The organism is Brevundimonas sp. FV1ps31S, from assembly GCF_058681265.1.
This window is the reverse complement of the sequence record NZ_CM178735.1, coordinates 709775-736386: the sequence shown is the minus strand read 5'-3', so window position 1 is coordinate 736386 and position 26612 is coordinate 709775. Positions and strand designations below refer to the sequence as shown.

Below are 26612 nucleotides of genomic sequence, written 5' to 3'. Positions count from 1 at the left end.
TCCGGAGACCATGCCCATGTTGTTCAACAAGAGCGCCGAACTGCCCACTGCCGAAACCGCCCTGCCCGGCCGTGCCGAGCCACTCGCGACGGACACGCTGCACCATGTCAGCGGCAATCCGCTCAAAGGCCCTTATCCGGACGGATTCGAGACGGCGATCTTCGGCATGGGCTGCTTCTGGGGCGTGGAGCGGATCTTCTGGCGACTGCCAGGCGTCTGGGTGACCTCGGCCGGCTATTCCGGCGGCGTCACGCCCAATCCCACCTATGAAGAGACCTGCACCGGCCGCACCGGCCATACCGAGGTGGTCAAGGTGGTGTTCGACCCGAAGACCATTACCTACGCCGAACTGCTGAAGGCCTTCTGGGAGAACCACGACCCGACCCAGGGCATGCGCCAGGGCAATGATGTCGGCACCACCTATCGCTCGGCCATCTATACGCTGAACGACGCCCAGCAGCGCGAGGCCGAGGCGTCGCGCGACGCTTATCAGGCCGCCCTGACCCAGGCGGGGCGCGGAACGATCACCACCGAGATCGAGCCGGCTGGCCCCTATTATTACGCAGAAGCCTATCATCAGGCCTATCTGGACAAGAACCCCGCAGGCTATTGCGGCATCGGCGGGACCGGCGTGGTCTGCCCCATCGGGGTCGGCGTCGAGGCCTGATCGGGCACGGCGGCTCTCCGCCTGCGGCCCAGGCTAGCGTACGCGACCGTCGGCTTTGCGTCGGCGGCCGACCGGCGTAGGGAAGGGCGAAAACCGTCCAGGGAGCTTCATCCATGCCCGCCTTCGTCCATCCTGACGACATCCGCGCCCGCTTCTCGGCGGCCCTGTCCGCCATGTACCGGGCCGAGGTGCCGCAGTACGGCGAACTGCTGAGCCTGGTGGCCGACATCAACGCCGACGCGTTGAAGGGGGACCGGGCGGAGGCGGATCGGCTGGCGGCGTCGGGCGAACTGGCGCGGCTGTCCCAGGAACGGCACGGCGCCATCCGCGTCGGCACGGCCCAGGAGCTGGCCATGATCGCCCGGGCCTTCGCGATCATGGGCATGGTTCCCGTCAGCTACTACAATCTCGCCCCGGCGGGGGTGCCGGTTCATTCGACGGCCTTCCGCCCGGTCGAGCCGGCGGCCCTGGCGCGCAATCCGTTCCGGGTCTTCTGCTCGCTGCTGCGGCTTGAGCTGATCGAAGACGAGGCCCTGCGTCGGGAGGCGGCCGCCGCCCTGGCCCGTCGCGACATCTTCACGCCCGGCGCCCGCGCCCTGATCGAGGCGGCCGAAACCGCCGGGGGGCTGGACGAGGACCAGGCCGACCGTTTCGTCTCGGAACTGCTGGAGACCTTCCGCTGGCACGCCGAGGCGACAGTCAGCGCGGAGACTTACGAACGGCTGGTCGCCGCCCACCGGCTGATCGCCGACGTGGTCAGCTTCAGGGGGCCGCACATCAACCATCTGACGCCGCGCACCCTCGACATCGACGCGGCCCAGGCCGCCATGCCCGAACGCGGCGTGACGCCCAAGGAGACGATAGAGGGCCCGCCCGCCCGCGCCTGCCCCATCCTGCTGCGCCAGACCAGTTTCAAGGCCTTGCAGGAGGCCATCGCCTTCCCCGGCGCCGACGGCGCCGTCCAAGGGGTCCACACGGCCCGGTTCGGCGAGATCGAACAGCGCGGCTGCGCCCTGACCCTCGCCGGCCGCGCCCTCTATGACTCCGCGCTGGCGACGAAGGATTTCTCGGCCCTGCCCGACGACTGGACGGCGCTGCGCCGCGACGGCCTGGCCTGGTTCCGGTATCGCGCGACGCCGCAGGGCCTGGCGACCCCCGCCCAGACCGAAGATCTCGAGGCCCTGATTGCCCTGGGACACGTCGTCGCGGAGCCGCTCACCTACGAGGATTTCCTGCCCGTCAGCGCGGCCGGCATCTTCCAGTCCAACCTGGGCGCAGAGGCGCGCGCCGCCTACGCCGTCGATCCGGCCAGGGCCGATTTCGAACAGGCCCTGGGCCGGTCGGTCCTGGACGAAATGGCTCTGTACCAGGCCGAACAGGACGCCTCGATCGCCTCGACCATGAAGGCGCTCGGCATGGCTGAGGCGGGATAGCCCCCGCTTCTCCTGCCCGGCCGCGCGGAAATGAACGGTTGCGGCGCGACGCGCCCCTGGCCCGAGACCATCCGCCGTATTGCCTCGCGCCGCGCTCCGGATCATAGACGCGGCCGTGTCACCCTCCACCTCCCCGTCCGCGCGCCGTCATGATCTGGACTGGATCCGGGTCGGCGCCTTCGGCCTGCTGATCCTGTATCATGTGGGTCTGGTCTACGGAGTCTACGGCTGGCACGTGCACAGCGTCCACACCTTCGGGTGGATGCGTGAAGCCATATTGATCACCAATCCCTGGCGGCTGACCCTGCTGTTCCTGGTCTCGGGGGCGGCGCTGCGGTTCATGACCTTCCGCCGCACCCCGCGCGAAGTGGCGCGGGCCCGGTTCGCGCGACTGGTCCCGCCCCTGCTGTTCGGCGCCGTGGTCCTGGTGCCGATCCAGTCGTGGATCGAGGCGATGGACAAGGCCGGCTGGCCCGGCGGCCTGGCGGGCTTCGCCGCCTGGATGGTGCATGAGTTCAGTTGGAGCGGCCTGGCCGACGGGGTTCCGGTCAACCACCTGTGGTTCATCGTCTATATCGCCGCCTATAGTCTGGTCACGGTGGCGCTGTGGCGCGCGCCGGGCCTGATCGACCGGATCGGAAACGGGCTGGAGACAATTCTCCGGGGGCCGCGCGTCCTGATCCTGCCGATCCTCTATCTGATCGCCATCCGCATCCTGCTGTTTCCCTGGTTCGGCGTGACCAATGTCCTGCACGCCGACTGGTACAATCACGCCCTGTCGCTGGGGGCCTTCCTGTTCGGCTTCTGCATCGTCCGGCGCGAGACGATCTGGCGCGACATGGAGCGCTATCGCTGGGTCGCCCTGGGTCTGGCCGCGGTCGCCCTGCCGATCATGATGGCCCAGGTCTGGCATCCGGGCGGGCGGGCCTTCTGGGGCGTGCCCAAGGCCATGGTGTACGGCCTGGACCAGTGGGCGGTGATCGTCGCCATCCTGGGCTTCGGCAGCCGGCATCTGCGGTCTCGCGGCGGCCCGGTCCTAACCTATCTGACCGAGGCGACCTTCCCCCTCTATCTGGCCCACCAGACCGTGCTGGTCGCCGCCGTCTGGATTATCCGCACCGCCCGTCTGCCTGTGGGCCTGGAGGCCCTGTCGCTGATCCTGATCACCTTCCTGGGCAGTCTGGCGATCTATGAGGTCGTGAAACGCATTCCGGCCATCCGTCCGCTGTGGGGGCTCAAGCCGCTGCACGACCGCCCCTGGCCGCTGGATCTGCAGGCGCTGCGCCGACCCTCGGGGGCCTATCACCGTCGCCGTCGACTGCTTGCGGTGGGCGTGGCCGCGCCGCTTCTGGCCCTGACGGTGGTGGCCGCCGCCATCGCCGCCTACCCCGGCTTCAACAACGCCACCCAGTATCTGAGCGAACTGGGCGGAGCGACGGCCCGGGCGCCGATGATCTTCAACGGCGGGGTCTTCGTCGCCGGGCTCATGGCGGCCCTGGCGGGGATCGGTTTCGGCCTGGCCGTCTACGCCCTGACCGCGGCGCGGGTCGCGGGGGCCGTCATCGCCGTGGTCTTCGTCCTGGCCGGCGCCGGGATGTCGGCCTCGACCCTCTATCCCTGGCCCGATCCGCGCCACATGATCATCAACCTGGCCCTGGGGATCCAGCTGGCGCCGGTGCTTCTGCTATGGGGTCTGGCCTCGCGCCGGGACGTGCCGCGGCTGAAGATCTTCCTCACCGTCACCTTTGTCATAATGGCGATATTGACCGTCGTTACGAAACATCTCGTCTTTCCCGGCACGGTCAACGACGCCAATGTCGGCTATTGGGAGCGTGCCTACGCTCTGGTGCTGGTTTGCTGGGTGGGGGTTGCGGCCTGGGTTCTGGACCGTAAACTGCTGCGCATCGCGCTGGAGTCGCCGCACGACGGGCTAAATGACCGCACCGCCGGCGAACCTAGTTAAATATCTCTGATATTTTTCGCCTATATCAACATTGCGTGATTGAAAATCGCGCGAATGTGATCGACTATAGGCGCACGCTGCGATGCAGCAGTCCGCGTCATCCCGCCTTCGGGTGACGGTCGGTCAACACGGGGGCGTCCAGAGCGGCATGAACAAGCTGGCGATCCGGCCTGTCGAACAGGCTGAATTCGAGACGATCAACTCGGCTCCGCAGGGGCCGGCCTGGTCCTGGCTGCCCGACGAGGCGCCGCTGGCCATGCCGGTTCAGTCGCTGAGCGCGCCTGACGCAGTCGCGGACGCGACGCCGGCGACCGCCCCGCACGGCGTGGCCCTGCGCCGCCTCATGTTGCTGGCCGGCACCGTCGTGCTGACCGGCCTGTCGGCCATCACTCCCTTCTATCTCTATGCCCGCAAGGGCTGGGATCCCACCGAGATGCTGGCCTTCGGCATCTTCATGGTCCTGATCACCGCCATCTCCTGCTGGTTCGTCAGCGGCCTGATGGGCCTGTTCGTCATGCTGCGCGGCAAGGACCAGGCCGACCTCGCCTTCGCGCCCCGCCCGGCACTCCCGACCACCCGCACGGCCTTGCTGATGCCGCTGTACAACGAGGATGCCCGCGCCTCGTTCGCGCGCCTGGCCCTGATCGACGCATCCCTGGCCCGCCTCGGCGCCTCGGCCGCCTTCGACATCTTCGTGCTCAGCGATTCGACCAAGGAGGCCGCCGCCGCAGCCGAGCTTTCGGTCTTCCAGGCCTTCCGCCTGAGCGCCAATTCGACGACCTTCTACCGCCGCCGTTCGGACAATGCCGAGCGCAAGGCCGGCAATCTGGCCGAATGGGTCCGTCGTTTCGGCGGCGCCTACGAGAACATGATCGTCCTGGACGCCGACAGCACCATGGCCGGCGAAACCCTGCTGCGCATGGTCGACGCCATGGAACGCAATCCGGGCGTCGGCCTGATCCAGACCGCACCGGTCATCATCAAGGCCCGCACCATCTTCGCCCGCGTGTCTCAGTATTCGGTGCGCCTGTACGGCCGCGTCGCCGCGGCGGGCCTGGCCTACTGGACCGGTTCAGAATCCAGCTACTGGGGCCACAACGCCATCCTCCGCACGCGCGCCTTCGCCGCCTGCTGCGGCCTGCCCCATCTGCCGGGTCGCAAGCCCTTCGGCGGCCATATCATGAGCCACGACGTCGTCGAGGCCGCCCTGATGCGCCGCGCGGGCTGGGCCGTCCACGTCACCGCCGCCCTGGACGGATCGTGGGAAGAGACCCCGCCGTCGATCACCGACTTCATCCGCCGCGACCACCGCTGGTTCCAGGGCAATCTGCAGCACCTGGGCCTGATCGGCGCCAAGGGCCTGTCGCCGATGAGCCGCCTGCAGCTGGCGATGGGCTGCATGGCCTATCTCTCCTCGCCGCTGTGGCTGGCGTCGCTGATGGTCGGTCTGTTCATCCAGATGTTCTATCCGGTCGACTGGACCAGCTTCTTCTACATCCTGAACCCCCAGTTCACCCCCTTCATGCTGGCCTCCTTCCTGTCGGGCGTGCTGCTGATCGGGCCCAAATTCATGGGCGCCGCCCTGGTCCTCAGCCGTCCGGCCGAGCTGCGCGCCTTCGGCGGGCGTCGCGCCATCGCCAAGGGCATGGCTGCCGAGATCGCCCTGTCGGCCATCCTGGCCCCCATCCTGATGGTCGCCAACACCAAGGCCTTCATCCAGATCCTGTCCGGCCACGACACCGGCTGGTCGACGCAGCAGCGCGAGGCCGACGGCCTGGCATGGTCCGACGCCTTGCGCGCCATGCGCTGGCAGATGATCGCCGGCGTCGGCTTCATCATCCCGCTGTGCGTCCGTCCCGACCTGGCCACCTGGTTCGCCCCGATCGTCCTGCCGCTGTTGCTGGCCGCACCGATCGCGGTCTGGACCTCGCGCGTCCGCTCGGGCGACAAGCTCGCGGCCAAGGGCTTCCTGGTCACGCCGGCCCAGGACGGCGTCAGCGTCAATCCGGCCGTGCTGCACACGCCGCGTTCGCCGCTGCGGGCGGTCGCCGGCGGCGTCCTGGCCCCGGTTGCGGCTCCGGCCATGGTCCCGGCTCGCGCCCCCGAGCTGTAGGTCCCGGCTTTAAGCCAGCGAAAACCGATGCATGGCGGCCACAGCGCCGCCATAACCGCTACGGTCAAGCTCGACGCGACGGTTGGTAGCAGCCATTTTCGATCCTCAGCTCTGCTGGGGATCCGATTCCATGACCAAGAAGACCGGCGCCGATTCCAAACCCGACCTGCGGCTCGTGGGAACCGAGGCCGCCGTCTATGACCTGATGCGCGCGCCCGAGACCACGGGCGAGAGGGTCAAACGCCTCCAGCTCGAAGCCCACGCCCTGGCGCTGGAAGAGATCGAACAGTTCGAGAAGCTTCTGACCCAGGCTGCGGACAAGGCCAAGGACATCGCCTCCGGAGGCGACGCCTATCCCGTGGGCGTGCGCGAGATCGCAACCCGCTTGGCCGCTGATCTGCCAAACCGGGCCGAGACCATCCGCACCATCGTCGGCCGGGTCGGCTGAAGACTGGGAACGGCTCTCCGTCTGGATCGCTCTCCTGAAGCCCCCCCCAGTCTTCAGGAGACCGTCATGGACGACCGTTTCGACGCCCGCGCCAACGCCACCGCCGACCAGGAACGCGCCATCCAGCGCGACATAGACGCCAAGGACCAGCAGTCGGGCGGCGACAAGTCATCCGGCGCGGTCCAGGCCGGCGCGCGGCCCTATCCCGAACCGCCCTTTCCCAAACAGCACCAGACCAAGCCCGGCGACGAGGCCGCCCTGGACCCCGCCCCGATGTACGACGCCCCCTTCTGGAAGGGGTCGGGCAAGCTTGAGGGCTTCGCCGCCCTGATCACTGGCGCCGACTCGGGCATCGGACGTTCGGTCGCTGTCCTGTTCGCCCGCGAGGGCTGCGACGTCGTCATCTGCCATCTGGACGAGGACGATGACGCCAAAACCACCAGGGCCGCGGTCGAGGCCGAGGGCCGTCGCGCCGTGGTGCTGAAGGGCGACGTCGCCGATCCCGCCTTCGCCGAGGCGGCGGTCAAGGCCACGCTGGACGCCTTCGGCCGTCTCGACGTCCTCGTGCCCAACGCCGCCTTCCAGGAACACGTCAAGGCGTTCGAGGACCTGACCTACGAGCATTTCGACCGGACGCTGAAGACCAACCTCTACGGCTATTTCAACATGACCAAGGCGGCGGTTCCGCACATGAAGGCCGGCGGCGCCATCGTCATGACCGGCTCGGTCACCGGGCTTCAGGGCAACAAGGACCTGCTGGACTATTCCCTGACCAAGGGCGGCATCCACGCCTACGCTCGCTCGCTGGGCACGCACCTGGCGCCGCGCGGCATCCGCGTGAACGTGGTCGCCCCCGGCCCGGTCTGGACCCCGCTGAACCCCGCCGACAAGGACGCCGACAAGACGTCCCAGTTCGGCGCCCAGACGGTGATGAAACGCCCGGCTCAGCCGGAAGAGATCGCCCCCGCCTACGTCTTCCTGGCCTCGCCCCAGATGTCGAGCTTCATCACCGGCGAGATCCTGCCCATCATCGGCGGCTATTCGGGGGGATAAGGGGTCTTGGGGAGGAGGCTCCCCCTTGCTCGTCATTCTAGGGCTTGTCCCTAGAATCCATACTCCCGGTCTCAGACGTGAGAGACCGGGAGTATGGATCCTCGCCACGAGGGCGAGGATGACGGACTCAAATGGGTCGCGCCGCCTTAAGCAAGCACGTCGTCGTAGTCCGGATGTCGCTTGTGCCAGATCACCGCATAGCTGCAGCGGGGGAAAAGTCTCAGCCCCTTTTCACGCGCATATTCGGCCATCGACTGCATGAAACGCCCGGCGGCGCCGGAGCCGCGCAGCCCCTGTTCCGCCTCGACGTGCAGGATCATCCGGGCCCCGCCGCGCACCGCGTAGTCGGCCCAGACCCGGCCGTGCCCGGCCTCGCTGTCGAACTCCTGTTCGAAGCGGTTCTCATTTGTGGCGTCCGTGAACGGTCCCATACTCAACTCCCTTTTCGCTTCAACAGCTTGGAGGGCTGGACGTTCCATCGGCCGGGTGCGTCAGATCGGCTTGTCTTGCAGCAGGTTGATCAGGCCCAGCACGCTCTTGACCGTGAACCAGACGCTGAGCAGGAACCAGATCAGGGCGAACAGCAGCAGGAAGGGAATCCCGATCAGGATCACCGACAGCAGGGCGCTGACAAAGATTCCGAGCCAGGCGGCGATGGTCCACCAGAAGACGGACCAGAACAGGGCGATCTGAGCCTCGATATGCTGCCGGGCCACGCCCACCGCAGTGCCGCGCGCCACATAGGAGACGACCAGCCCGACCAGCACCAGCACATTGGCGCTGGGGATGGACAGAATGAACAGGGCCCAGGCGATCAGGGCGGCGACCTTGCCTTCCGATTCCTGCCCGGCGGTGAAATTCGGTTCGGTCGTCATGGTCGCCCTTTCAGAACAGCCAGCTTTGTGGATTGTCGATCGCCCGCCCGGCCTTCAGCCGCAGGACGCCGAAGGCGCCGCGCGCCAGGATCCACAGGGCCAGCAGGAACAGGACGAAGACGCCGATATTGACGATCACCAGCAGGCCGCCCAGCACCGCCGCCACCGCCGCGCTCCACAGGGTGCGCTGCTGATAGACGAAATGGCTGGCGGCCAGGGGCTCTTCGGGGCCGTCGCGTCCGGTCACCGCCAGCAAGGCAAGCACGGCCGACAGCCCCAGGCTGGGCACCGCCAGCAGGATCAGGATGTAAACGGCGTACAGGCTCATCGGCGCGGGCGCCGGCTCGACCCGGTTTCCCCCCGGCTTGCCCGGAGACGATCCGCGCGGAACCTTCGCCTGCGGCGCGGTGCGCACGAACGGATCGGATCGGACGGGGGGAAGGGGCTCGGGCGGATCGAACAGGTCGGGCTCGCGTGTTGCAGCGGGTGTCTCGAAGGGCTCCGGCTTCGGTTCGGGCTTCTGTTCAGGCTGGGTCTCGGCCGGGCGCGCCCGGCCTGCCAGCGACGCCGGCGAGACAAAACCGACATGGGCGTCGTGATCGTGGTCGTCGGAACCGGCCTCGGGGCCTGTCGGATCGCCGGGTTCGGCCATGGATGAGGAACGCTTCTCTCGCGCCGCCCCAGGCGGCTGGATCATTAACGACAATGGCCGCCCTTGGGGTCCGACGCAACGCCCTAGCGCGCCAGAACGATCTCGCAGCCCGGCGCGATAACCGCCTGAAGGGCGCCCGGCTTCTCGATCCGCACGGTCGCCCGCTGCACCCGGCGGTCCTCAAGACAGGCCCGCGCCAGACGTTCGGCAAAGGTCTCGACCAGGCCCACATGGCCCTCGGCGGCGATGGCGCGCGCCGCATTGGCCACGGTCTCATAGTTGATGGTGTCGCCCAGCCGCTCGATCGGCCTGGGCGCCAGTTCCAGGGTCACGTCGATGACCAGCCGCTGCAATCGCCCCTGTTCGTGGTCATAGACCCCGATCCCGGCCTCGACCTCCAGTCCGCGCACGAAGACGCTCAGCCGCTCGTAGCGCAGCGGTTCGTCCGCCGGGAACGGCGATACCGAAGACGACTGGACCACGCGACTACTCCTGGATGTCCGGGGTGCGCCAGGCCAGATGCTGGCCCCCGTCGACGGCGATCATCTGGCCCGTGACCATCCGCGCGTCAATGAGCCACAGCACCGCCTCGGCCACCGCATCCGGGCTGCCGGGGGTCTGCAACAGGGTGCCGCGCGCCTCGGCGGCGAATTCTTCGGGGGTCTGATGGATCGACGGCAGGGTCGGCCCCGGCCCCACCCCATTGACCCGGATGCCGGGCGCCAGGGCCTGGGCAAGGGTCTGGGTGGCCCACCACAGGCCATTGCGCGACAGGCTGTAGGAGAAGAAGCGCGGATCCGGCTTCAGCACCTTCTGATCCAGAAGATTGACGATGGCCCCCTCGACCGTCTGGGCCGCAAAAGCCTCGGCCAGCACGAGCGGCGCCCGCAGATTGGTCTCCAGATGCCGGTCCCAGCTTTCGCGGGTCAGGCCGCCGATCCGGTCGTCCTCAAATACAGAGGCGTTATTGACCAGCACCGTCACCGGCCCCAACGCCTCGGCCGCCGCAGGAACCAGCCCCCGCACCCGAGCCTCGTCCATCAGATCCGCCTGCAACAAGCACGACCGCCGCCCCAGGGCCGCGATCTCGTCCGCCAGGGTCCGGGCGTCCTCGCCCGACGCATGGTGATGCACGGCCACGTCATAACCGGCCTTGGCCAGGGTCAGGCAAATAGCCCGCCCGATCCGTCGCGCCCCGCCCGTAACCAGGGCGACGCCCCGCACGGCGCTGGGCCCCTGATCAGTCAACCCGGCCGAACTCGACCAGGTTCATGAGGGCGATGACGGCGATGAAGCCGAAGATGATGCCGAGAGCCAGCATGGTTATGCTCCTGTTGGCCTTCAGGATTAGAGCGAGTGGCGGCGGGGTTCAAGCGGCCCCGGCGCCTCCATCCTGCGTCTCACGCGCGAAACATCCGCCCCCGGACTGAAACACCGCCGATACCCGATCACCCAACGACGCCCGCAATGCTCGGCTTCACTGGCGCCTCGCTTTCAAGAGGACCAGAATGCACGACGCCCCCCGCCCGAGACGCCTGCACATCACCGGCGCGCCCCGCAGCGGCACCACCCTGCTCCACGTCATGATCCTGACCTGTTTCGACATCGACGGGCCGGTCGAGGCGGAACAGCGGCTGCGTCGTCCCGTGCCCCGCGACCGCCGCCTGGTCTGCACCAAATGTCCGGGCGAAGTGGAGGCGACGGTGGCCATCCTGAAACTGGATCCCCGACTGGACGTCATCTATCTGGCCCGCGACCCGCGCGAGGTGATCACCAGCGAACACGCCGCCTACCCCGGCCGCTATTTCACCAATCTGCGGGTCTGGCGCCGCGCCGCCCGCACCGCCGCCCGCGCCCGAAACCATCCGCGGTTTCACGTCGTCGACTACCATCGACTGGTGACCGAGCCGGACGTGGTCCAGACCGAACTGATGACCGTCATGCCCTGGCTGCGGCCGATCCGTCGCTTCTCGGACTATCACCTCGCCGTGGACCGGCCGAACGCCGAATGGGCTCCGGCCATGCGCCAGATCCGTCCCGTCTGTCCGTCCAGCCTGGGCGCCTGGCGCCGTCACCTGCCTCGGCTCCAGGGTCAGTTGCGTCGTCACGGCGACATCGGCGCAGAGCTGATCGCCCTGGGCTATGAGCCGGATCGCGGCTGGATGCGTGTTCTGGATGGCGTCGAACCCGACCTGACCCCCAGCGTCAACACCGAGACCCCCTCGCTGCGCCGCCGCCTGAAAGAACGCCTTCCCCGCCTGCGCGACATGGCCCTCTATCTGATCCGCAACCAGGGCGCTGCGGCGCGGTTCTTGACCTAGCGATGATCCGTCATGCCATGGTCGCGCCATGAGCACCTGGCGAACCCGCATCGAACCCTTCACCCGCCCCCTCTTCTTCGTCTGGTCGCGGCTGACGCGCGGCAAGACCCTGGGGGTGCGCGGTGTCGCCGTCGACGCGGGCGGGCGGGTGCTGTTGGTCAAACACACCTATCTGGCCGGCTGGTGGCTGCCCGGCGGCGGGGTGGACAAGGGCGAGACCACCCAGGACGCCGTGGTGCGTGAACTGAGAGAAGAGGCCGGTCTGATCGCCCGCACCCCGCCGCGCCTGATCTCCATCCATTCCAACGAGCGCTTCTTCGCCGGCGATCATGTGCTGGTCTTCCGCATCGACGCCTTCGACCTGGGCGAGCGGTCCAGCGAGGGCGAAATCGCCGAAATCGGCTGGTTCCACCCCGCCGTCCTGCCCGAGGACGCGAACCGGGGCACGCGCGCCCGCCTGGCCGAAATCTTCGACGACGTACAAACCGATACAAATTGGTGAGGCGGACTTCTGCTCAACCGGCGAAAGCCGTGCTAGCCAAGGCCATGAACCCCTCGCTCCTCGCCATTATCGTCGTCGTCCTGGCCGGGGGCGCCACCGCCCTCCAGGCGCCGACCAACGCCAAGCTGGCGACCGCCGTCGCCTCGCCGGTCAATGCGGCCTTCATCTCCTTCGCCGTCGGAACGACGGTGCTGGGGATCGTCGCCGCCCTGATGCACACCCGCCCCGACTTCGCCGCCGCCCGGGCCCTGCCCTGGTACGCCTGGCTGGGCGGGGTCTACGGCGCCTGTTTCGTGGTCGCCGCCGCCTGGGGCGTGCCGCGCCTGGGCGTGGCCATGACCATCACCCTGATGGTGGGCGGCCAGCTTCTGCTCAGCCTGGTCCTCGACCATTTCGGCGCCCTGGGCGTGCCGCGCCAGCCGCTGAACCTGGGCCGCATCGCCGGGGTGGGACTGGTTCTGGCGGGCGTCCTTCTGGTTCGGCGGTCGTGAGCCTATATCCACCCGGATGACCGAGGAGACGCTCGATTCGAACCTGACGGCCGCCGCCTTGATCGCCGACGAGGCGCGTCGGGCGCCCGACAAGCCGGGCGTCTATCGCATGTATGGCGAGGACGGCTCATGCCTCTATGTCGGCAAGGCCAAGTCGCTGAAGAAGCGGATCGTCCAGTACGCCCAGGGCCGGTTCCACACCCAGCGCATCGGCTTGATGGTGACCCAGACCCGGTCGATGGAGCTGGTCGTCACGGCGTCCGAGACCGAGGCCCTGCTGCTCGAATCCAACTTCATCAAGAAGCTGAAGCCGCGCTTCAACGTCCTGCTGCGCGACGACAAGTCCTTCGCCGAGTTGATGATCCGCAGCGACCACCGCGCGCCCCAGGTGAAGAAACATCGCGGCACCCACACGACGCCCGGCCACTATTTCGGCCCCTTCGCCTCGACCTGGGCGGTCAACCGGACGCTGAACACCCTGCAGAAGGCCTTCCTGCTGCGCTCCTGTTCGGACAGCGTCTACGAGACCCGCACCCGCCCCTGTATGCTGCACCAGATCAAGCGCTGCTCGGCCCCCTGCACCGGCCTGATCTCGCTTGAGGACTATGGCGAACTGGTCACCGAGGCCGAACAGTTCCTGCGCGGCAAGTCGCGCGCCGTCATCGGCCGCCTGTCGCAGGAGATGCAGGCGGCGTCGGACGAGATGGACTTCGAACAGGCCGCACGGGTCCGCGACCGCATCCGCGCCCTGTCCGCCATCTCGATGGAGAACTCCGTCAGCGCCGACAGCGTGGCCGAGGGCGACGTCTTCGCCCTGCACTCCGACGGCGGCCAGGCCTGCGTCCAGGTCTTCTTCTATCGCGCCGGCCAGAACTGGGGCGGCCGCGCCTATTTCCCGCGCGTGGACAAGACCGACACCGATCCCGAGATCCTGGCCGCCTTCCTGGGCCAGTTCTACGAGGACAAGCCGATCCCGCGCCTGATCCTGTCCAACGTCCGCCCGCACGAGCTGGAGCTGCTGGAAGAGGCCTTTTCGATGAAGGCCGACCGCAAGATCGAGATCGTTCGCCCCATGCGCGGCGAGAAACTGGCCCTGGTCGACCACGCCCTGACCAACGCCCGCGAGGCCCTGGGCCGCCGCCTGGCCGAGAGCTCGGCGCAAGGCAAGATTCTGGACGAGGTGTGCGAGGCCTTCGGCCTGGAGACCCGGCCCGAGCGGATCGAGATCTACGACAACGCCCATATCCAGGGCACCAATGCGGTCGGCGGCATGGTCGTCGCCGGCCCCGACGGCTTCCAGAAGTCGCAGTATCGCAAGTTCAACATCCGAGGCGAGGATCTGACGCCCGGTGACGACTACGGCATGATGCGCGAGGTGATGCGCCGACGCTTCGCCCGCCTGGTCAAGGACGAGGAAGAGGGCGAGGACGCCGTCCGCCCCGACCTGCTGCTGATCGACGGCGGCGCGGGCCAGCTGGCCGAGGTGCTGGCCGTCCTGGCCGACCTGGGCCTGGACGACATCGCCGTGGTCGGCGTCGCCAAGGGGCCGGACCGCGATGCGGGGATGGAGAAGTTCTTCATGCCCGGCAAGCCGCCCTTCATGCTGCCGCTGAAGTCCCCGGCCCTCTACTACCTGCAACGCCTACGCGACGAGGCCCACCGCTTCGCCAACGGCGCCCACGCCAAGCGCCGCTCGATGGACATCAAGAAGAATCCCCTCGACGAGATCGAAGGCGTCGGCCCCGGCCGCAAGAAGGCCCTGCTCCACGCCTTCGGCTCCGCCAAGGGCGTCGGCCGGGCCTCGGTGTCGGACCTGGTCAAGGTGGACGGCGTCAGTCAGGCCCTCGCCGAACGGATTTATGGCTTCTTCAGGCAGCCGTAGACCGCCTCACCACTCCAGCAGAGTCAGGCCGGGAATGTCGCGAAAGTCGACGGCGTTCACCGTTGCGAGCGAGGCCTTCGCCCTGATCGCTTGCGCCGCGATCATGCGGTCCAGCACCTTGCGCCGCGAAAATCCGGCCGCAGCGACGATCTCGCCATAGATCCGGGCGTCTTCCGCGAGGAAGGGAACGACCTCGAAGGTGTCGAGCAGTATATCGAGTTGTGCGCGTCGAATATCGGCGACCTCCCCCCGCACCCCGGCTTCCAGTTCGGCAAGCGTCACCATTGGTAGGGTGATGACGTCCCGCACCGACTTGATCCGCCTCAGAATGTTCGGGTCGCCGTCTCGCAGATGAATGGCCACGCTGGTGTCCAGCATGACGGCCATTCACAGGCCCTTTCGGATCGGCGCGATAAAGGGATCGCGCTTTCCAATTGTCTTCGGCTTGGGCAAGGCGTCCAGCTTGTCCAACATTTCCTGAATGGACGGTCGCTTCGGCTTCATGGTGATGACATCGCCCCTGCGCTCGATCTCGACCTCGACGCCGGGTCCGAACGAGATTTCCTTGGGCAGGCGCACGGCGTCGCTGTTGCCGCTGCGGAACGTTCGACTGGTGACGGGCATAGCGCGCTCCTCTGTATACACACGTATACACGATTTATCACTGCGGCTCAAAGCGCTACAGGCGCCTCATGAGCGACATCAACGACGAACTGACCGCCGGCTATCGCAGGTTCCGCAGCGAGCATTGGCCCGCCGCCCGTGCCGAGTATGAAGCCCTGGCCCAGGGCCAGAAGCCGCACACCCTGATCGTCGCCTGTTCGGACAGCCGCGCCGATCCGGCCCTAATCTTCGACGCCGCGCCCGGCCAGCTGTTCGTGGTCCGCAACGTCGCCAATCTGGTGCCGCCCTATGAGCCCGACGGCCTGCTGCACGGTGTGTCGGCGGCGCTGGAGTTCGGGGTCAAGGTGCTGAACGTCAAGCGCATCGTCGTCATGGGTCACGCCCACTGCGGCGGGGTCAACGCCATGCTGAACGGCGCCCCCGACAGCTGCGCCGACTTCGTCGCCCCCTGGGTGGCGCAAGGGGCGGCCGTCGTCCGTCGCGTGGCTGAAGAAGTGTCCGAAGACCAGGTCGAAGGCGCCGCCGAAGAGGCCGTCGTCCGCCTGTCGATCGAGAATCTTCGCACCTTCCCCTGGATCGCCGAGCGCGAGGCGGCCGGCGAACTGACCCTGACCGGCCTGCATTTCGGCATCGCCGACGGCGTGCTGCGAGCGCTGACGAACAAGCCGAGGTTCGAACCGTTGGCGTGATCGCCGAACCGTGCCAAACCCGGCGCGTTGCAACGGACATGACGATGACCACCGCCCACCGCGCGAATCCCATTCCCAACATCCTGACGGGCATCCGCCTGTTCGCCGGGGTGGTGATGTTCGCCATGATGGCCGGGGCGGCGCCGGGCGCGCTGGACGCCTGGCTGTCGCCTGAAGTTCAGCTGAAGTTCGGGGTCTGGGCCTTCTGGATATTCGTCATCGCCGCCTCGACCGACTGGGTCGACGGCTTCCTGGCGCGGCGCTGGAACTCGACCACCCGCTGGGGCGCCATCCTGGATCCGATCGCCGACAAGGTGCTGATCACCGGGGCTATTCTGGGCGTCTTGGCGTCCGGCTCCCTGCCGGGCATCGCCCTGCCCTGCGGCCTGATCCTCTTCCGCGAGTTCGCGGTCTCGGCCCTGCGCGAGACCATGGCCGGGCGTATCGAACTGCCCGTCACCCTGGCCGCCAAGTGGAAGACCACTGTGCAGATGGTGGCGCTGGCCGCGCTTCAGCTGACCCTGCTGTGGGACGCGTTCGGGCTTCAGTATCCCGACGGTTCGCCGCTGGCCTGGCAGCCGGCGTTCGAATCCTTCGCCGTCTTCCTGATCTGGTTCGCCGCCGTCATCACCCTGTGGACCGGCTGGCAGTATTTCCACGAAGCCCGCCGGCAGATGCGGGACCTCTGATCCGTCTCAGGGTCTTAGGGTCAGTCCGGCCGGCGTCGCCTCGAAGGCCGACAAACGGCCCAGATAGCTCATGCCCAGCAGCGAATAGGCCAGGCCTTCCTCGACCACGAGGGCCTCGACATTATCGACCCGAACCCCGGCGACCGAGATCGCCTTCAGCTCGACCGGCGCAGCGCGAACGACGCCCGAGGCGGTCTGTACCTTGCCGGTAAAGGCGTCCGGCGCCGGATCGACCCCCAGCCGACGCGCGTCTGCACGGGTCAGCGCCACCACGCTGGCGCCGGTGTCGACCAGAACCTGAACCGCCCGACCGTCGATCTTCGCCTGGGCCCAGTAATGGCCGTCCGGCCCCTTCACCACCTGGGTCGCGATTCCTGAGGACGGCGCGACGATCTCTGCCGAAGCGGCCCCCGTTGAAGCGGCCATGGCGGCCTCGCCCCCATCCAGATGGCGGATCGTCAGGGCGGTCGCGAACGAGGCCACAAGGGCGACGCTCAACACGGCGACGGACTGAAGGTCGATACGGATCATGCCCCCTGCATATCCGCCCCAGGTTGGAATGGGGTGAAACGACTTGGCTGACAAAACCTTAAAAGCCGGCGGCTAGCTCAGCTTCGCTGGATCAATCCGGTCACGTCTCGACGGCAAGTCGGCCATCACCGCTGCCCGTTCCGCGTCGCTCAACGCCCGCCAGCCGGCGATCTCGGTCAAGGTGCGGTAACATCCCAGGCACAGGCCGCTGGCTCCATCCACGGCGCACACCATGACGCAGGGGGTGGCGACGGCCTTGGGAGGACCGGGTCTTGGGGTCTCGGTCAATGTGACATCGCCACGAAATATACTCCGTTTCCTGATCGATTAATTTGCAATTTCGTCAAAACCGACTATGTTTGGATCTGACGCGAAACGACTGAGGGTGAGATTCCCAAAGGTACGACGCGTCTCTTTTCATCGTTCTGGGAAAGGAGACGCCAAGATGAACGATAAGGAGCGTAACCTCCAACACGCCATGATGTCCTTTGCTCTGTGGGGCGGGATGCTGGTCAATAGTCGGCATATGCCGTCGAACTCGGGACGTGTGGTCAGCCATCCGTCCAACTTCGTACCCTATACGCCCAAGAAACGCTGACGGCCTCGAAAGCCTGATGCTGCGGAAGCCCCGGTTCAGCCGGGGCTTTTGCAATTCCGGGCTTGCCTGACGCGGCGTTCGCGGTCGATGACGGCGGGGAACGAGGGAGACGACCGATGGGCCTTATCGCCGAGACCAGACAAGGCGCGATCCTGATCTGGACGCTAGACCGCGAGGATCGGCTGAACGCCCTGCCCGACCTGACCGACAGCGACGAGTTCGCCGAGGCCTGCGCCCGCGCCAATGCCGACATGACGGTCAAATGCGTGGTCTTGACCGGCGCCGGGCGCGCCTTCTCGGCCGGCGGCGACCTGACGGCAATGCGCGACCGGCGTGATCTGTTCGAGGGGTCCGGGGCCGAGATCCGGGCCCGTTATCGCCGCGTCGTCCACCGGATCGTCCGCAGCCTCTATGATCTGGAAGTCCCGCTGGTCTCGGCCGTAAACGGTCCGGCCATGGGCCTGGGCTGCGGCATCGCCGCCACCGCCGACATCCGGATCGCGTCGGACCGCGCCAGCTTCGGCGTCCCCTTTCTCAAGCTGGGCATCATCCCCGGCGACGGCGGCGCCTGGCGCCTGCCGCGCGACGTCGGCTACGCCCGCGCCGCCGAAATGCTGTTCACCGGCCGCAGCATCGACGCCGAGACGGCAGAGCGCTGGGGCCTAGTCAACCGCGTCGTGCCGCACGATCACTTGATGGAAGAGGCCCTGATCACCGCCGGCCAGATCGCCGCCCAGCCGCCCCAGGCCCTGCGCATGGCCAAGACCCTGATGCGTCAGGGTCGCGACCAGACCTTCGAACAGATCCTGGAGCTGTCCGCCGCCATGCAGGCCCTGGCCCACATGACCGAGGACCACCTGGAGGGCGTCAACGCCGTGCTGGAAAAGCGGCCGGGTGACTTCACCGGCCGCTGATCCGCTTTCTTACTGGGCGCGCATCGCCTGGTTCGGACCGACGCCGGCGGCGACGGCGCGCTTGGCGCCGGCGGTCTCGCCGGGCTTCATGAACTTGACCAGCACCCGCTGGCCGATCAGCAGCGGCGCGTCGCCGGCCGAGGCCACGACCTCGACCACCCGCTCGTCGGTGCGCTGCGACGGATCGTCCGAGGCCAGTTTGCGGGCGCCGAACACCGCCGCCCGACGCATCACAGCGCCGATATACACCTTGGAGGTGTCGCCTTCAGGCGTGATCTCGACGGCCTGGCCGTCGCGCAGGTTGGGCAGGTCGCTTTCCACCACTTCGGCGCGGACGATGCGCGGCGCATCCGGCTCGAGATCGAACATGGTCGAGACATTCAGGGTCGAGGCGCCGGCGCCGGGATTGGCGTAGCGGCGCACGATCCGGCCGGCGGTAGGCGCGCGGATGATGGTCAGTTCCTGATTATAGCGCGCCTCCTCCAGCTGGGCCCGCGCGGTCTGCACCGCCGCCGCCTGCGACCCCAGACGCGCCTGAGCCACGGCGATCTGGTCGTCGGCCTGGTCGATGCGTTGGGCGGCGACGAAGTTGGTGGCGACCAGTCGTTGCAGACGGTCCCGCTCGCGCTGGGCGGTGCGGATATCGACGCGAATCTGGGCCAACTGGCTTTCGGCCTGGGCCACGGCGGCCGCCGCGCTCTGCACCGCCAACCGCGCCTCATCGTCCTCCTGGCGGGCCAGGATCTGGCCGGCGACGACGGTGTCGCCCTCCTGCACCAGGACCTCGCGGACGATGCCGCCGCGCCGTGCGGCGATCTGGATGATGCCGCCCTCGACATCGACCTTGCCGTTGGCGATGGCCGCATAGGGGCTCTCGACCTTGGTCGCGGCGGCCTTTTCCTGTTCGACCTTCTTGGTCTTGGCGGCCGACTGGAACAGCATGAAGCCGACCACCAGCACGATGACCAGCAACAGGCCGATCCAGGTGCGTTTTTTCTTCAGAAAGCCGGGCATGGGCGTATCGTCCTAAGGGATTTCGTCGTTGTTCAGTGGGACGCCAGGATGGCGTTCGGATCGGGTATGCGGCGCTGATCGTCTAGAATCTCGCCGTCTTCGATATGGATGACCCGGTCGGCCCAGGCCTCCAGGCGCGGGTCGTGAGTCACGCAGATCACGGCGGCGCCATGTTCGGTGGCGGCGCGACGCAACAGCTTGATCACCACCTGGCCGTTCTCGCCGTCCAGGGCCGAGGTTGGTTCGTCGGCGAACAGGATCTTCGGATCCTTGGCCAGGGCGCGAGCGATGGCGACCCGCTGCTTCTCCCCCCCGGACAGGGCCGCCGGCCGCTGGTGCAGACGATGGCCCAGGCCGACCTCTTCCAGCGCCGTCGTGGCGCGCTTCTTCGCCTGACCCGAGCTCAGCCCCTGGAACTTCAGCACGGTTTCGACCTGCTGCAACGCCGTCAACGCCGGGAACAGGTTGAAGCCCTGGAAGATGAAGCCGCAGTTATCCAGCCGGAACTTGTCGATCCGCCCCGACGAGAATTTCCACAGGTCGTCGACATCAAGCACGTCCACCCGTCCCTCTTCGGGGCGCAGCAGGCCGGACAGGGCGGCGATCAGGGTCGACTTGCCCGAGCCCGACGGCCCCATGACCATGGTCAGGTCGCCGTGCCTGGCGTCGAAATCGACGCCCTTCAGCACCTCGACCCACGACTTGCCCGACTTGAACCGCTTGACCAGACCCTTGGCCTCGATGGCGAAATCGCCGTGCTTGCCGTGAACCTTGGTGTGACCGAATGACATGTCGTTCATCGCAGCAGGTCCGCCGGTTGGCTGTTCTTGAGGATGCCCAGCGACAGCAAGCCGGACACCATGGAGATCAGGATCAGGCCGATCCCGACGACCAGCAGCAGGCTGAACGGCAGGGCGATGATCACGGCCCCGGCCATGGCCAGCAAGGACACCAGCCAGGTCAGGAAGATGGCGGCGAACACCCCAACCACCCCGACCCAGAAGCTGAGCTCGACCACGATCCGCCGCAGCGATCCCATGCCCACGCCCAGGGCCCGCAGCGAGGCGAACTCCTTGATATTGGCCATGATGGCCCCGCGCAGCGTCTGCCAGGTGATGGCCACCCCGATGATGATCCCCAGCACGACGCAGCCGCCGATGATGATGACCAGAATGCCTTCCTCGAACATGGCGCCGGCGTTGGCCTCGGCCAGTTGCTGTTTGGTCCAGGCCTTCCACTGGCCGGCGCCCATCTCGTTCAGCTGGGCGACGACGATCGGCGCGCGGGCCGGATCGCGCAGCTTGACCATCAGCGGGCCGACGCGCGGTCCGGTGTCCGCCTGACCCAGCATCCGCAGGGTGTCGCGCGACATCACCACGCCGGGCTGCATCATATTGGGATAGCCGCGTGTCACGCCGACGATGGTGACCGTCTGGCCGTTGTACAGCGCCTTGTCCCCCAGCTTGACGCCCAGGGTGGACAGCGCCGTCTCGTCCACTGCGACGGTGTAGGGCTGACGCAGAGCGTCTACCAATTCCTGGGAATAGTCGGTCGGGATGGTCACCGACCCAGGACGGGTGTCGATGATGCTGGCCTGGACGAACTTTTGCCGGGGCGCGCCCTGGCTGGCGCTATCCGCCTGGCTCTTGGTCGGATCGACGTTCTTGATGTTCTGGAAGGTGCCGCCGGCGCCGTCCAGCGGCATGACCTCGATGACCTCGGGGTGATTATAGGCCAGTGGAATGAACCGGCGCGGCACGCCCGACGGCCCGTTGATCAGGCTCTTGGCGCCCGGCTGCAGGATGAAGATGTCCGCGCCCGACCGTTCGATGGTCGCGGTGAACCCCTTGCCGATGCCGATGAAGACACCGGTCATCGCCAGGACCAGCAGCCCTGACAGGGCCAGGGCCATGACCGCCGCCATATAGCGGCGCCACTCGAACAGCAGCGTAGATAGCGCAAGCGACATGGTCGTCGATAAACCCCCGATACGTCTGTCTATCTGAGCGAGCACGGCCTCACCGCCAAGTTAAATCGGGGTAAGGCTGGCAGTTCGCCGCGTTGCGGCGGGTGGAGCGAGCCTCTATGGCCGTCTCAGCCTCTTGGCGACGCCGGTGAAACGGCGCTAGTTACAAGATAACAGACGGGGCGCCGCGTTCCGTCCTCTGTAGGAAACCCCGAATGTCGTTGCCGTCCCTTCGTCTCACCGCTTCGCTGGCCGCCCTCGGCGCCGCCACCGTCGTCCTGTCCGCCCCCGCCACGCCGGCCAAGGCCGACGAGGGCATGTGGACCTTCGACAACTTCCCCATCGCGACGGTGAACGAGAAGTACGGCACGAACATCGACCAGGCCTGGCTGGACCGCGTGCGCAACGCCGCCGTCCGCCTGCAAGGCTGCTCGGCCTCGCTGGTTTCGGGCGAGGGCCTGATCCTGACCAACCACCACTGCGTCGTCGGCTGCATCCAGGACCTGTCCACGGCCGAGAACGACTACGTCAAGAACGGCTGGATGCCCGCGACGCGCGAGGAAGAGAAGAAATGCCCCGGCCAGACGGCCGAGATCCTGACCGACATCACTGATGTGACCGACCGGGTCGTCGGCGCCGGCGCCGGCGCCGGGCTTGAAGGCGCCGCCTTCGTCCAGGCCCGGGCCGCCGAGATCGACAAGATCCAGAAAGAAGTCTGCGGCGACGACCAGAAGCTGACCTGCCAGGTCATCAGCCTGTACCGGGGCGGCCAGTACAAGCTGTACAAATTCCGCAAATACGAGGACGTGCGCCTGGTCTTCGCGCCCGAGTTTCAGGCGGCCTTCTTCGGCGGCGACCCGGACAATTTCAACTTCCCGCGCTACGCCCTGGATGCCGGCTTCCTGCGCATCTACGAGGACGGCAAGCCCGTCGCCACGCCGAACCACCTGGCCTGGAACCCCAATGCGCCCAAGGAAGGCGACGTCACCTTCGTCGCCGGCAACCCCGGCTCGACCTCGCGCCTGCTGACCATGGCCCAGCTTGAAGTCCTGCGTGACCAGCAACTGCCGATCAGCCTGATCCAGACCTCAGAACTGCGCGGCCGCCTGCTGGAGTATTCGACGACGGGTGAAGAGGCCAAGCGCGTCTCGGTCGATCCGATCTTCGGCCTGGAGAACGGCTTCAAGGTCAACTACGGCCAGCAGGGCGCCCTGACCGACCCGGCCTTCATGGCCACCAAGCGCGCGGCCGAACAGGAACTGCGTCAGCGCGTCGCCGCCGACCCGGCCCTGGCCCAGACCATCGGCGATCCCTGGGCCGAGCTGGAGCGCGTTTCGACCGCCCAACGCGACCTCTACCTGCCCTATCGCCAGCTTGAAGCCGCCGCCGGCCAGCGCTCGTCGCTGTACAGCTACGCCAAGGCCATCGTCCGCGCGGCCAAGGAACGCGCCAAGCCGGTCGCCGAACGCCGCGCCGGCTATTCGGACGCCGACATCGCCTCGCTGGGTCGCCGCCTGGCGACCGAGACCCCGATCTCCAACGATCTCGAGAAGATCTATCTCGACTTCTGGCTGTCCAAGACCCGCGAATATCTGACCGTCGACAATGCCAATGTGAAGGCCCTGCTGGGCAAGGAAAGCCCGGAACAGATCGCCGAACGCCTGGTAGACGGCACCCGCCTGGCCGACCCGGCCTTCCGCGCCCAGGCCCTGGCCATGACGCCGGAACAGCTGGCCGCCTCGGGCGATCCGCTGATCGCCTTCGTTCTGGCCAATGACGACTCGGCCCAGGCCATCCGCACCCAGTGGGAATCGGCCGTGTCCGGCCCGACCAGCCGCGCCGGCGAAAAGATCGCCCAGGCCCGGTTCGCGGTTTACGGGACGAACCTCTACCCTGACGCCACCTTCAGCCTGCGCCTGTCCTACGGCCAGGTGAAGGGCTGGACCTATCGCGGCGTGACGGTGACGCCCTTCACCGAGATCGGCGGCCTGTACGAACGCAACACCGGCGCCGAGCCCTTCAACGCGGCCGAAGACTGGCTGGCGGCCGAGGGCAAGGTCAACAAGTCGACCGTCTATGACTTCGTCTCGACCAACGACATCATCGGCGGCAACTCGGGCTCGCCCGTGATCAACGCCAAGGGCGAAGTCATCGGCGCGGCCTTCGACGGCAACATCCACTCGCTGGGCGGCAGCTTCGGCTACGACGGCGAACTGAACCGCACGGTGACGGTCTCGACCGCCGCCATCACCGAAGCCCTGCGCACCGTCTACAACCAGCCGCGCCTGCTGCGCGAACTGGGCGTTCGGCGGTAAGACCCAACGTCTCCTCCCCATTCGCCTCTTGCGAATGGGGAGGGGGACCGCCGGCGAAGCCGGGGGTGGAGGGGCTCTTCACCACCGCGCCGGCGCCTGTCATGTATCGCAGAGCCCCTCCGTCACGGCGCTGAAGAAGCGCCGCGCCACCTCCCCATCGCGGAGCGATGGGGAGGAGACTTCAAGGACCACCCCATGCGCCTCGCCCTTCTCGCCTCCGCCGCCGTCCTCGCTTTCGCCTCATCGGCCAGCGCCGAAGAAGGCATGTGGACCTACGACAACTTCCCCATCGCCCGCGCCAACCAGGCGCTTGGAACCGACATCGACCAGGCCTTCCTGGACCGGGTCCGTCTGTCATCGGTGAAGTTCGGCGGCTGTTCGGCGGGCGTGGTCTCGGGCCAGGGCCTGGTCATGACCAACAACCACTGCGTCGCCACCTGCGTCGCCAACCTGTCCACGCCCCAGGTCAACTACGCCGAGACCGGCTTCCTTCCGAAGTCGCGCGAGGAAGAGCTGAAATGCCCCGGCGCCACCGCCGAGATCCTGACCGACATCAGCGACGTGACCGAGCGGATGCACAAGGCCGGCGCCGGTCTCGAAGGCCAGGCCTTCACCCAGGCCCGCGACGCCGAGGCCGGCCGGATCGAAAGCGAAGCCTGCGGAAACGATCCCAAGATCCGCTGCCAGGTCGTCAGCCTGTACCGGGGCGGTCAGTTCAAGCTCTACAAGTACCGCAAATATTCCGACGTCCGCCTGGCCTGGGCGCCCGAGGATCGGGCCGCCACTTTCGGCGGCGATCTGGACAACTTTTCCTTCCCCCGCTTCGCCATCGATGCGGCCTTCATCCGCCTGTACGAGGACGGCAAGCCGGTCGAGACCCCGACCCATTTCGCCTGGAACCCGAACAAGCCGACGCAGGGCGAGGCCGTCTTCATCTCCGGCAATCCCGGCTCGACCCAGCGCCTGCTGACCCAGGATCAACTGACCACCATCCGCGACGTGGTCCTGCCTCTGGACCAGTTGATCGCGTCCGAGCTGCGCGGCCGGCTGATCCGCTATTCGGAAGAGGGCGAGGAGCAGGCCTTCATCGCCATGGACCCCATCGTCAGCCTGGAGAACACCTACAAGCGCGGCCGTGGCCGGATGGCGGCTCTGATCGACCCCGCCTTCATGGCCCGCAAGGCCGAGCAGGAGACCGACTTCCGCGCCCGCGCGGCCGGTTCAGGCGTCGATCCCTGGTCCACGCTCGGCGCCGTCCAGCCCATCGCCCGCGAACTCTATCCCTCCATGGCCCTGCTGGAAGGCGGCACGGGCCTGGGGACGACCTCGGCCGGCGGCGGGTCACAGCTGTTCGCCTATGCCCGCACCCTGGTGCGCGGCGCCCAGGAGCGGGCCAAGCCGTCCGACCAGCGCCTGCCCGAGTTCGCCGACAGCCGCCTGTCCGGCGTCGAATCCCGCCTGTTCGCCGAACGCCCCACCTATCCCGAGCTTGAGCAGATCCGTCTGGAGTGGTGGCTGTCCAAGACCCGCGAATGGCTGACGGTCGACAACCCTTCGGTCCGCACCCTGTTGGGCAAGGAAAGCCCCGAGAGCCTGTCGGCCCGCGTGGTCGCCGGCACGACCCTGGCCGACCCGGCCGTGCGCCGCGCCCTGTGGACCGGCGGTCTCGCCGCCGTCCAGGCCTCGACCGATCCGATGATCCGCTACGCCCTGGCGATCGACGCCGACGCCCGCGCCGTCCGCGACGCCTGGGAGACGCGGGTCCAGGCCCCGACCGACCGCGCCTCGGAACAGCTGGCCGCCGCCCGTTTCGCCGCCTATGGCGACGCCGTCTATCCCGACGCCACCGGCACCCTGCGCCTGACCTATGGCCAGGTCGAAGGCTCGGACGTTCCGGGCCAGAGGTTCGCCGCCTTCACCACCTTCGCCGGCCTGTGGGACCGCGCCACCGGCGCCGAGCCCTTCGCCGTCGCGCCCAAGCTGCTGGCGGCCAAGGACCGGATCGACCCGAACGCGGTGATGGACATGGCCGTCTCGACCGACACCATCGGCGGCTCGTCCGGTTCGCCCGCCATCAATGCGAAGGGCGAGATCATCGGCGCCAACTTCGACTCCACCGTCCTGACCCAGCGCAACGCCTACGGCTACGACCGCGCCGTCAACCGCAGCGTCATCGTCACCACCCAGGCCGTCACCGTGGCCCTGCGCGACGTCTATGGCATGGACCATCTGATCCGGGAGCTGGGCGTTTCCCCAGACCGGGGGCGGTGACCGACATCGTCTTCCGCGCGGCGACCCTCGACGACGTCGCCGCCCTCCATCCCCTGATCGAACGCGCCTATCGCGGTGAGACGGCCAAGGCCGGCTGGACGCACGAGGCCGATCTGCTGTTCGACACCCGCACCAGCGCCGAAGAATTGTCGGCCCTGATCGCTGATCCCGACCGGGTCATCCTGCTGGCCCATAAGGACGACGCCCTGATCGGCTGCGTCCAGGTCGCCCGCGTCGGCGACGACCGGACCTATCTCGGCATGCTGACCGTGGAGCCGACCCTTCAGGCGTCCGGCCTGGGCCGCCGTCTGCTGGCCGCCGCCGAGACCGAGGCCGTCGCCCGCTTCGCCGCCCGCCGCATGGAGATGACCGTCATCCACCGCCGCGCCGAACTGATCGCCTGGTACGAACGGCGCGGCTACCGCCCCACCGGCGAAACCCGCCCCTTCCCCGTCGTGCCACCCCGGCCGGAACTGGATTTCGTGGTGTTGGAAAAGAGGCTGTAAACGCCCCTTCCTTCTCCCGTGGGGAGAAGGTGGCCCGCAGGGCCGGATGAGGGCCCGTCGGTGGGCCAACTCGCACCACCGCGCCCTCACCCTTT

General features: G+C 67.6%; 29 protein-coding genes. 17 read left to right on the top strand and 12 right to left on the bottom strand.

What is annotated here, in order from left to right:
* The first annotated feature begins 16 nt into the window (after positions 1–16).
* From msrA to ACVPT3_RS03415, 6 genes are all read left to right on the top strand, one after another.
* Positions 17–667 (top strand): peptide-methionine (S)-S-oxide reductase MsrA, encoded by a 651-nt coding sequence (gene msrA / locus ACVPT3_RS03440; RefSeq protein ID WP_492042811.1) that lies wholly within the window; start codon positions 17–19, stop codon positions 665–667.
* Positions 668–780: 113 nt separating this feature from the next.
* Positions 781–2100 (top strand): VOC family protein, encoded by a 1320-nt coding sequence (locus tag ACVPT3_RS03435; RefSeq protein WP_492042810.1) that lies wholly within the window; start codon positions 781–783, stop codon positions 2098–2100.
* A 115-nt stretch (positions 2101–2215) separates the two neighbouring features.
* Complete coding sequence (locus tag ACVPT3_RS03430) at positions 2216–4063, top strand: acyltransferase family protein (RefSeq protein ID WP_492042809.1); 1848 nt, start codon at positions 2216–2218, stop codon at positions 4061–4063.
* A gap of 148 nt (positions 4064–4211) precedes the next feature.
* Positions 4212–6176: a glucans biosynthesis glucosyltransferase MdoH gene (gene mdoH / locus ACVPT3_RS03425; protein ID WP_492042808.1), complete on the top strand. Its 1965-nt coding sequence runs from the start codon at positions 4212–4214 to the stop codon at positions 6174–6176.
* 130 nt (positions 6177–6306) lie between these two features.
* Positions 6307–6624: a hypothetical protein gene (locus tag ACVPT3_RS03420; RefSeq protein WP_492042807.1), complete on the top strand. Its 318-nt coding sequence runs from the start codon at positions 6307–6309 to the stop codon at positions 6622–6624.
* A gap of 66 nt (positions 6625–6690) precedes the next feature.
* Complete coding sequence (locus ACVPT3_RS03415; protein WP_492042806.1) at positions 6691–7677, top strand: SDR family oxidoreductase; 987 nt, start codon at positions 6691–6693, stop codon at positions 7675–7677.
* 146 nt (positions 7678–7823) lie between these two features.
* Here the strand turns inward: ACVPT3_RS03415 and ACVPT3_RS03410 are convergent, their stop codons facing one another.
* The 5 genes from ACVPT3_RS03410 to ACVPT3_RS03390 form a co-directional block, all read right to left on the bottom strand.
* Positions 7824–8108, bottom strand: coding sequence for a GNAT family N-acetyltransferase (locus ACVPT3_RS03410; RefSeq protein ID WP_492042805.1), 285 nt, complete (start codon positions 8106–8108; stop codon positions 7824–7826).
* A 60-nt stretch (positions 8109–8168) separates the two neighbouring features.
* On the bottom strand, positions 8169–8552 hold the full coding sequence (locus ACVPT3_RS03405; RefSeq protein WP_492042804.1) for a hypothetical protein: 384 nt from the start codon (positions 8550–8552) through the stop codon (positions 8169–8171).
* Positions 8553–8562: 10 nt separating this feature from the next.
* Positions 8563–9204 carry a DUF4870 family protein gene (locus tag ACVPT3_RS03400; RefSeq protein ID WP_492042803.1) on the bottom strand — a complete coding sequence of 214 codons (642 nt, stop codon included), beginning with the start codon at positions 9202–9204 and terminating at the stop codon, positions 8563–8565.
* Between the two features lie 83 nt (positions 9205–9287).
* Positions 9288–9686 carry a dihydroneopterin aldolase gene (folB, locus tag ACVPT3_RS03395; protein ID WP_492042802.1) on the bottom strand — a complete coding sequence of 133 codons (399 nt, stop codon included), beginning with the start codon at positions 9684–9686 and terminating at the stop codon, positions 9288–9290.
* 4 nt (positions 9687–9690) lie between these two features.
* Positions 9691–10452, bottom strand: a complete 762-nt coding sequence (locus tag ACVPT3_RS03390) for an SDR family oxidoreductase (RefSeq protein WP_492042801.1) — start codon at positions 10450–10452, stop codon at positions 9691–9693.
* Positions 10453–10712: 260 nt separating this feature from the next.
* Here ACVPT3_RS03390 and ACVPT3_RS03385 point away from each other — a divergent pair, with 260 nt between their 5' ends.
* The 4 genes from ACVPT3_RS03385 to uvrC are packed head-to-tail and all read left to right on the top strand — an operon-like array spanning position 10713 to position 14400.
* A complete protein-coding gene (locus tag ACVPT3_RS03385) occupies positions 10713–11525 on the top strand; it encodes a sulfotransferase (RefSeq protein ID WP_492042800.1) in 813 nt (270 codons plus the stop codon).
* A gap of 28 nt (positions 11526–11553) precedes the next feature.
* On the top strand, positions 11554–12027 hold the full coding sequence (locus ACVPT3_RS03380; protein WP_492042799.1) for an NUDIX domain-containing protein: 474 nt from the start codon (positions 11554–11556) through the stop codon (positions 12025–12027).
* A gap of 44 nt (positions 12028–12071) precedes the next feature.
* Positions 12072–12518: a DMT family transporter gene (locus ACVPT3_RS03375; RefSeq protein ID WP_492042798.1), complete on the top strand. Its 447-nt coding sequence runs from the start codon at positions 12072–12074 to the stop codon at positions 12516–12518.
* A 16-nt stretch (positions 12519–12534) separates the two neighbouring features.
* On the top strand, positions 12535–14400 hold the full coding sequence (gene uvrC, locus ACVPT3_RS03370; RefSeq protein ID WP_492042797.1) for an excinuclease ABC subunit UvrC: 1866 nt from the start codon (positions 12535–12537) through the stop codon (positions 14398–14400).
* Between the two features lie 6 nt (positions 14401–14406).
* Here uvrC and ACVPT3_RS03365 read toward each other — a convergent pair whose 3' ends face one another.
* Complete coding sequence (locus ACVPT3_RS03365) at positions 14407–14787, bottom strand: PIN domain-containing protein (RefSeq protein WP_492042796.1); 381 nt, start codon at positions 14785–14787, stop codon at positions 14407–14409.
* Positions 14788–15024 (bottom strand): antitoxin, encoded by a 237-nt coding sequence (locus ACVPT3_RS03360; RefSeq protein ID WP_492042795.1) that lies wholly within the window; start codon positions 15022–15024, stop codon positions 14788–14790.
* Between the two features lie 68 nt (positions 15025–15092).
* Here ACVPT3_RS03360 and ACVPT3_RS03355 point away from each other — a divergent pair, with 68 nt between their 5' ends.
* Positions 15093–15713, top strand: a complete 621-nt coding sequence (locus tag ACVPT3_RS03355) for a carbonic anhydrase (RefSeq protein WP_492042794.1) — start codon at positions 15093–15095, stop codon at positions 15711–15713.
* Between the two features lie 44 nt (positions 15714–15757).
* The gene (gene pgsA / locus ACVPT3_RS03350) at positions 15758–16402 is read left to right on the top strand and encodes a CDP-diacylglycerol--glycerol-3-phosphate 3-phosphatidyltransferase (protein ID WP_492042793.1); all 645 of its coding nucleotides are present in this window, start codon (positions 15758–15760) and stop codon (positions 16400–16402) included.
* Positions 16403–16408: 6 nt separating this feature from the next.
* Here pgsA and ACVPT3_RS03345 read toward each other — a convergent pair whose 3' ends face one another.
* A complete protein-coding gene (locus ACVPT3_RS03345) occupies positions 16409–16933 on the bottom strand; it encodes a retropepsin-like aspartic protease family protein (RefSeq protein WP_492042792.1) in 525 nt (174 codons plus the stop codon).
* A 72-nt stretch (positions 16934–17005) separates the two neighbouring features.
* Positions 17006–17167: a DUF1289 domain-containing protein gene (locus ACVPT3_RS03340; RefSeq protein WP_492043778.1), complete on the bottom strand. Its 162-nt coding sequence runs from the start codon at positions 17165–17167 to the stop codon at positions 17006–17008.
* A gap of 211 nt (positions 17168–17378) precedes the next feature.
* On the opposite strand from ACVPT3_RS03340, the gene ACVPT3_RS03335 reads away from it, so the two are divergent.
* Positions 17379–17531 (top strand): hypothetical protein, encoded by a 153-nt coding sequence (locus ACVPT3_RS03335; protein WP_183196055.1) that lies wholly within the window; start codon positions 17379–17381, stop codon positions 17529–17531.
* A gap of 116 nt (positions 17532–17647) precedes the next feature.
* Complete coding sequence (locus tag ACVPT3_RS03330; RefSeq protein ID WP_492042791.1) at positions 17648–18445, top strand: crotonase/enoyl-CoA hydratase family protein; 798 nt, start codon at positions 17648–17650, stop codon at positions 18443–18445.
* 9 nt (positions 18446–18454) lie between these two features.
* On the opposite strand, the gene ACVPT3_RS03325 is transcribed toward ACVPT3_RS03330, so the two are convergent.
* From ACVPT3_RS03325 to ACVPT3_RS03315, 3 genes are read right to left on the bottom strand one after another with little or no spacing between them, the layout of a single operon-like run.
* A complete protein-coding gene (locus ACVPT3_RS03325) occupies positions 18455–19459 on the bottom strand; it encodes an HlyD family secretion protein (RefSeq protein WP_492042790.1) in 1005 nt (334 codons plus the stop codon).
* Positions 19460–19491: 32 nt separating this feature from the next.
* On the bottom strand, positions 19492–20259 hold the full coding sequence (locus ACVPT3_RS03320; RefSeq protein WP_492042789.1) for an ABC transporter ATP-binding protein: 768 nt from the start codon (positions 20257–20259) through the stop codon (positions 19492–19494).
* Entirely contained in the window at positions 20256–21428 is a 1173-nt protein-coding gene (locus tag ACVPT3_RS03315; protein ID WP_492042788.1) for an ABC transporter permease, read from the bottom strand. The genes ACVPT3_RS03320 and ACVPT3_RS03315 overlap by 4 nt, the downstream gene beginning before the upstream one ends.
* 212 nt (positions 21429–21640) lie before the next feature.
* On the opposite strand from ACVPT3_RS03315, the gene ACVPT3_RS03310 reads away from it, so the two are divergent.
* From ACVPT3_RS03310 to ACVPT3_RS03300, 3 genes are all read left to right on the top strand, one after another.
* On the top strand, positions 21641–23740 hold the full coding sequence (locus ACVPT3_RS03310) for a S46 family peptidase (protein WP_492042787.1): 2100 nt from the start codon (positions 21641–21643) through the stop codon (positions 23738–23740).
* Positions 23741–23935: 195 nt separating this feature from the next.
* Positions 23936–26011 (top strand): S46 family peptidase, encoded by a 2076-nt coding sequence (locus ACVPT3_RS03305; RefSeq protein WP_492042786.1) that lies wholly within the window; start codon positions 23936–23938, stop codon positions 26009–26011.
* Entirely contained in the window at positions 26008–26517 is a 510-nt protein-coding gene (locus tag ACVPT3_RS03300; protein ID WP_492042785.1) for a GNAT family N-acetyltransferase, read from the top strand. Before ACVPT3_RS03305 ends, ACVPT3_RS03300 begins: the two co-directional genes overlap by 4 nt.
* Positions 26518–26612: the final 95 nt, after the last annotated feature.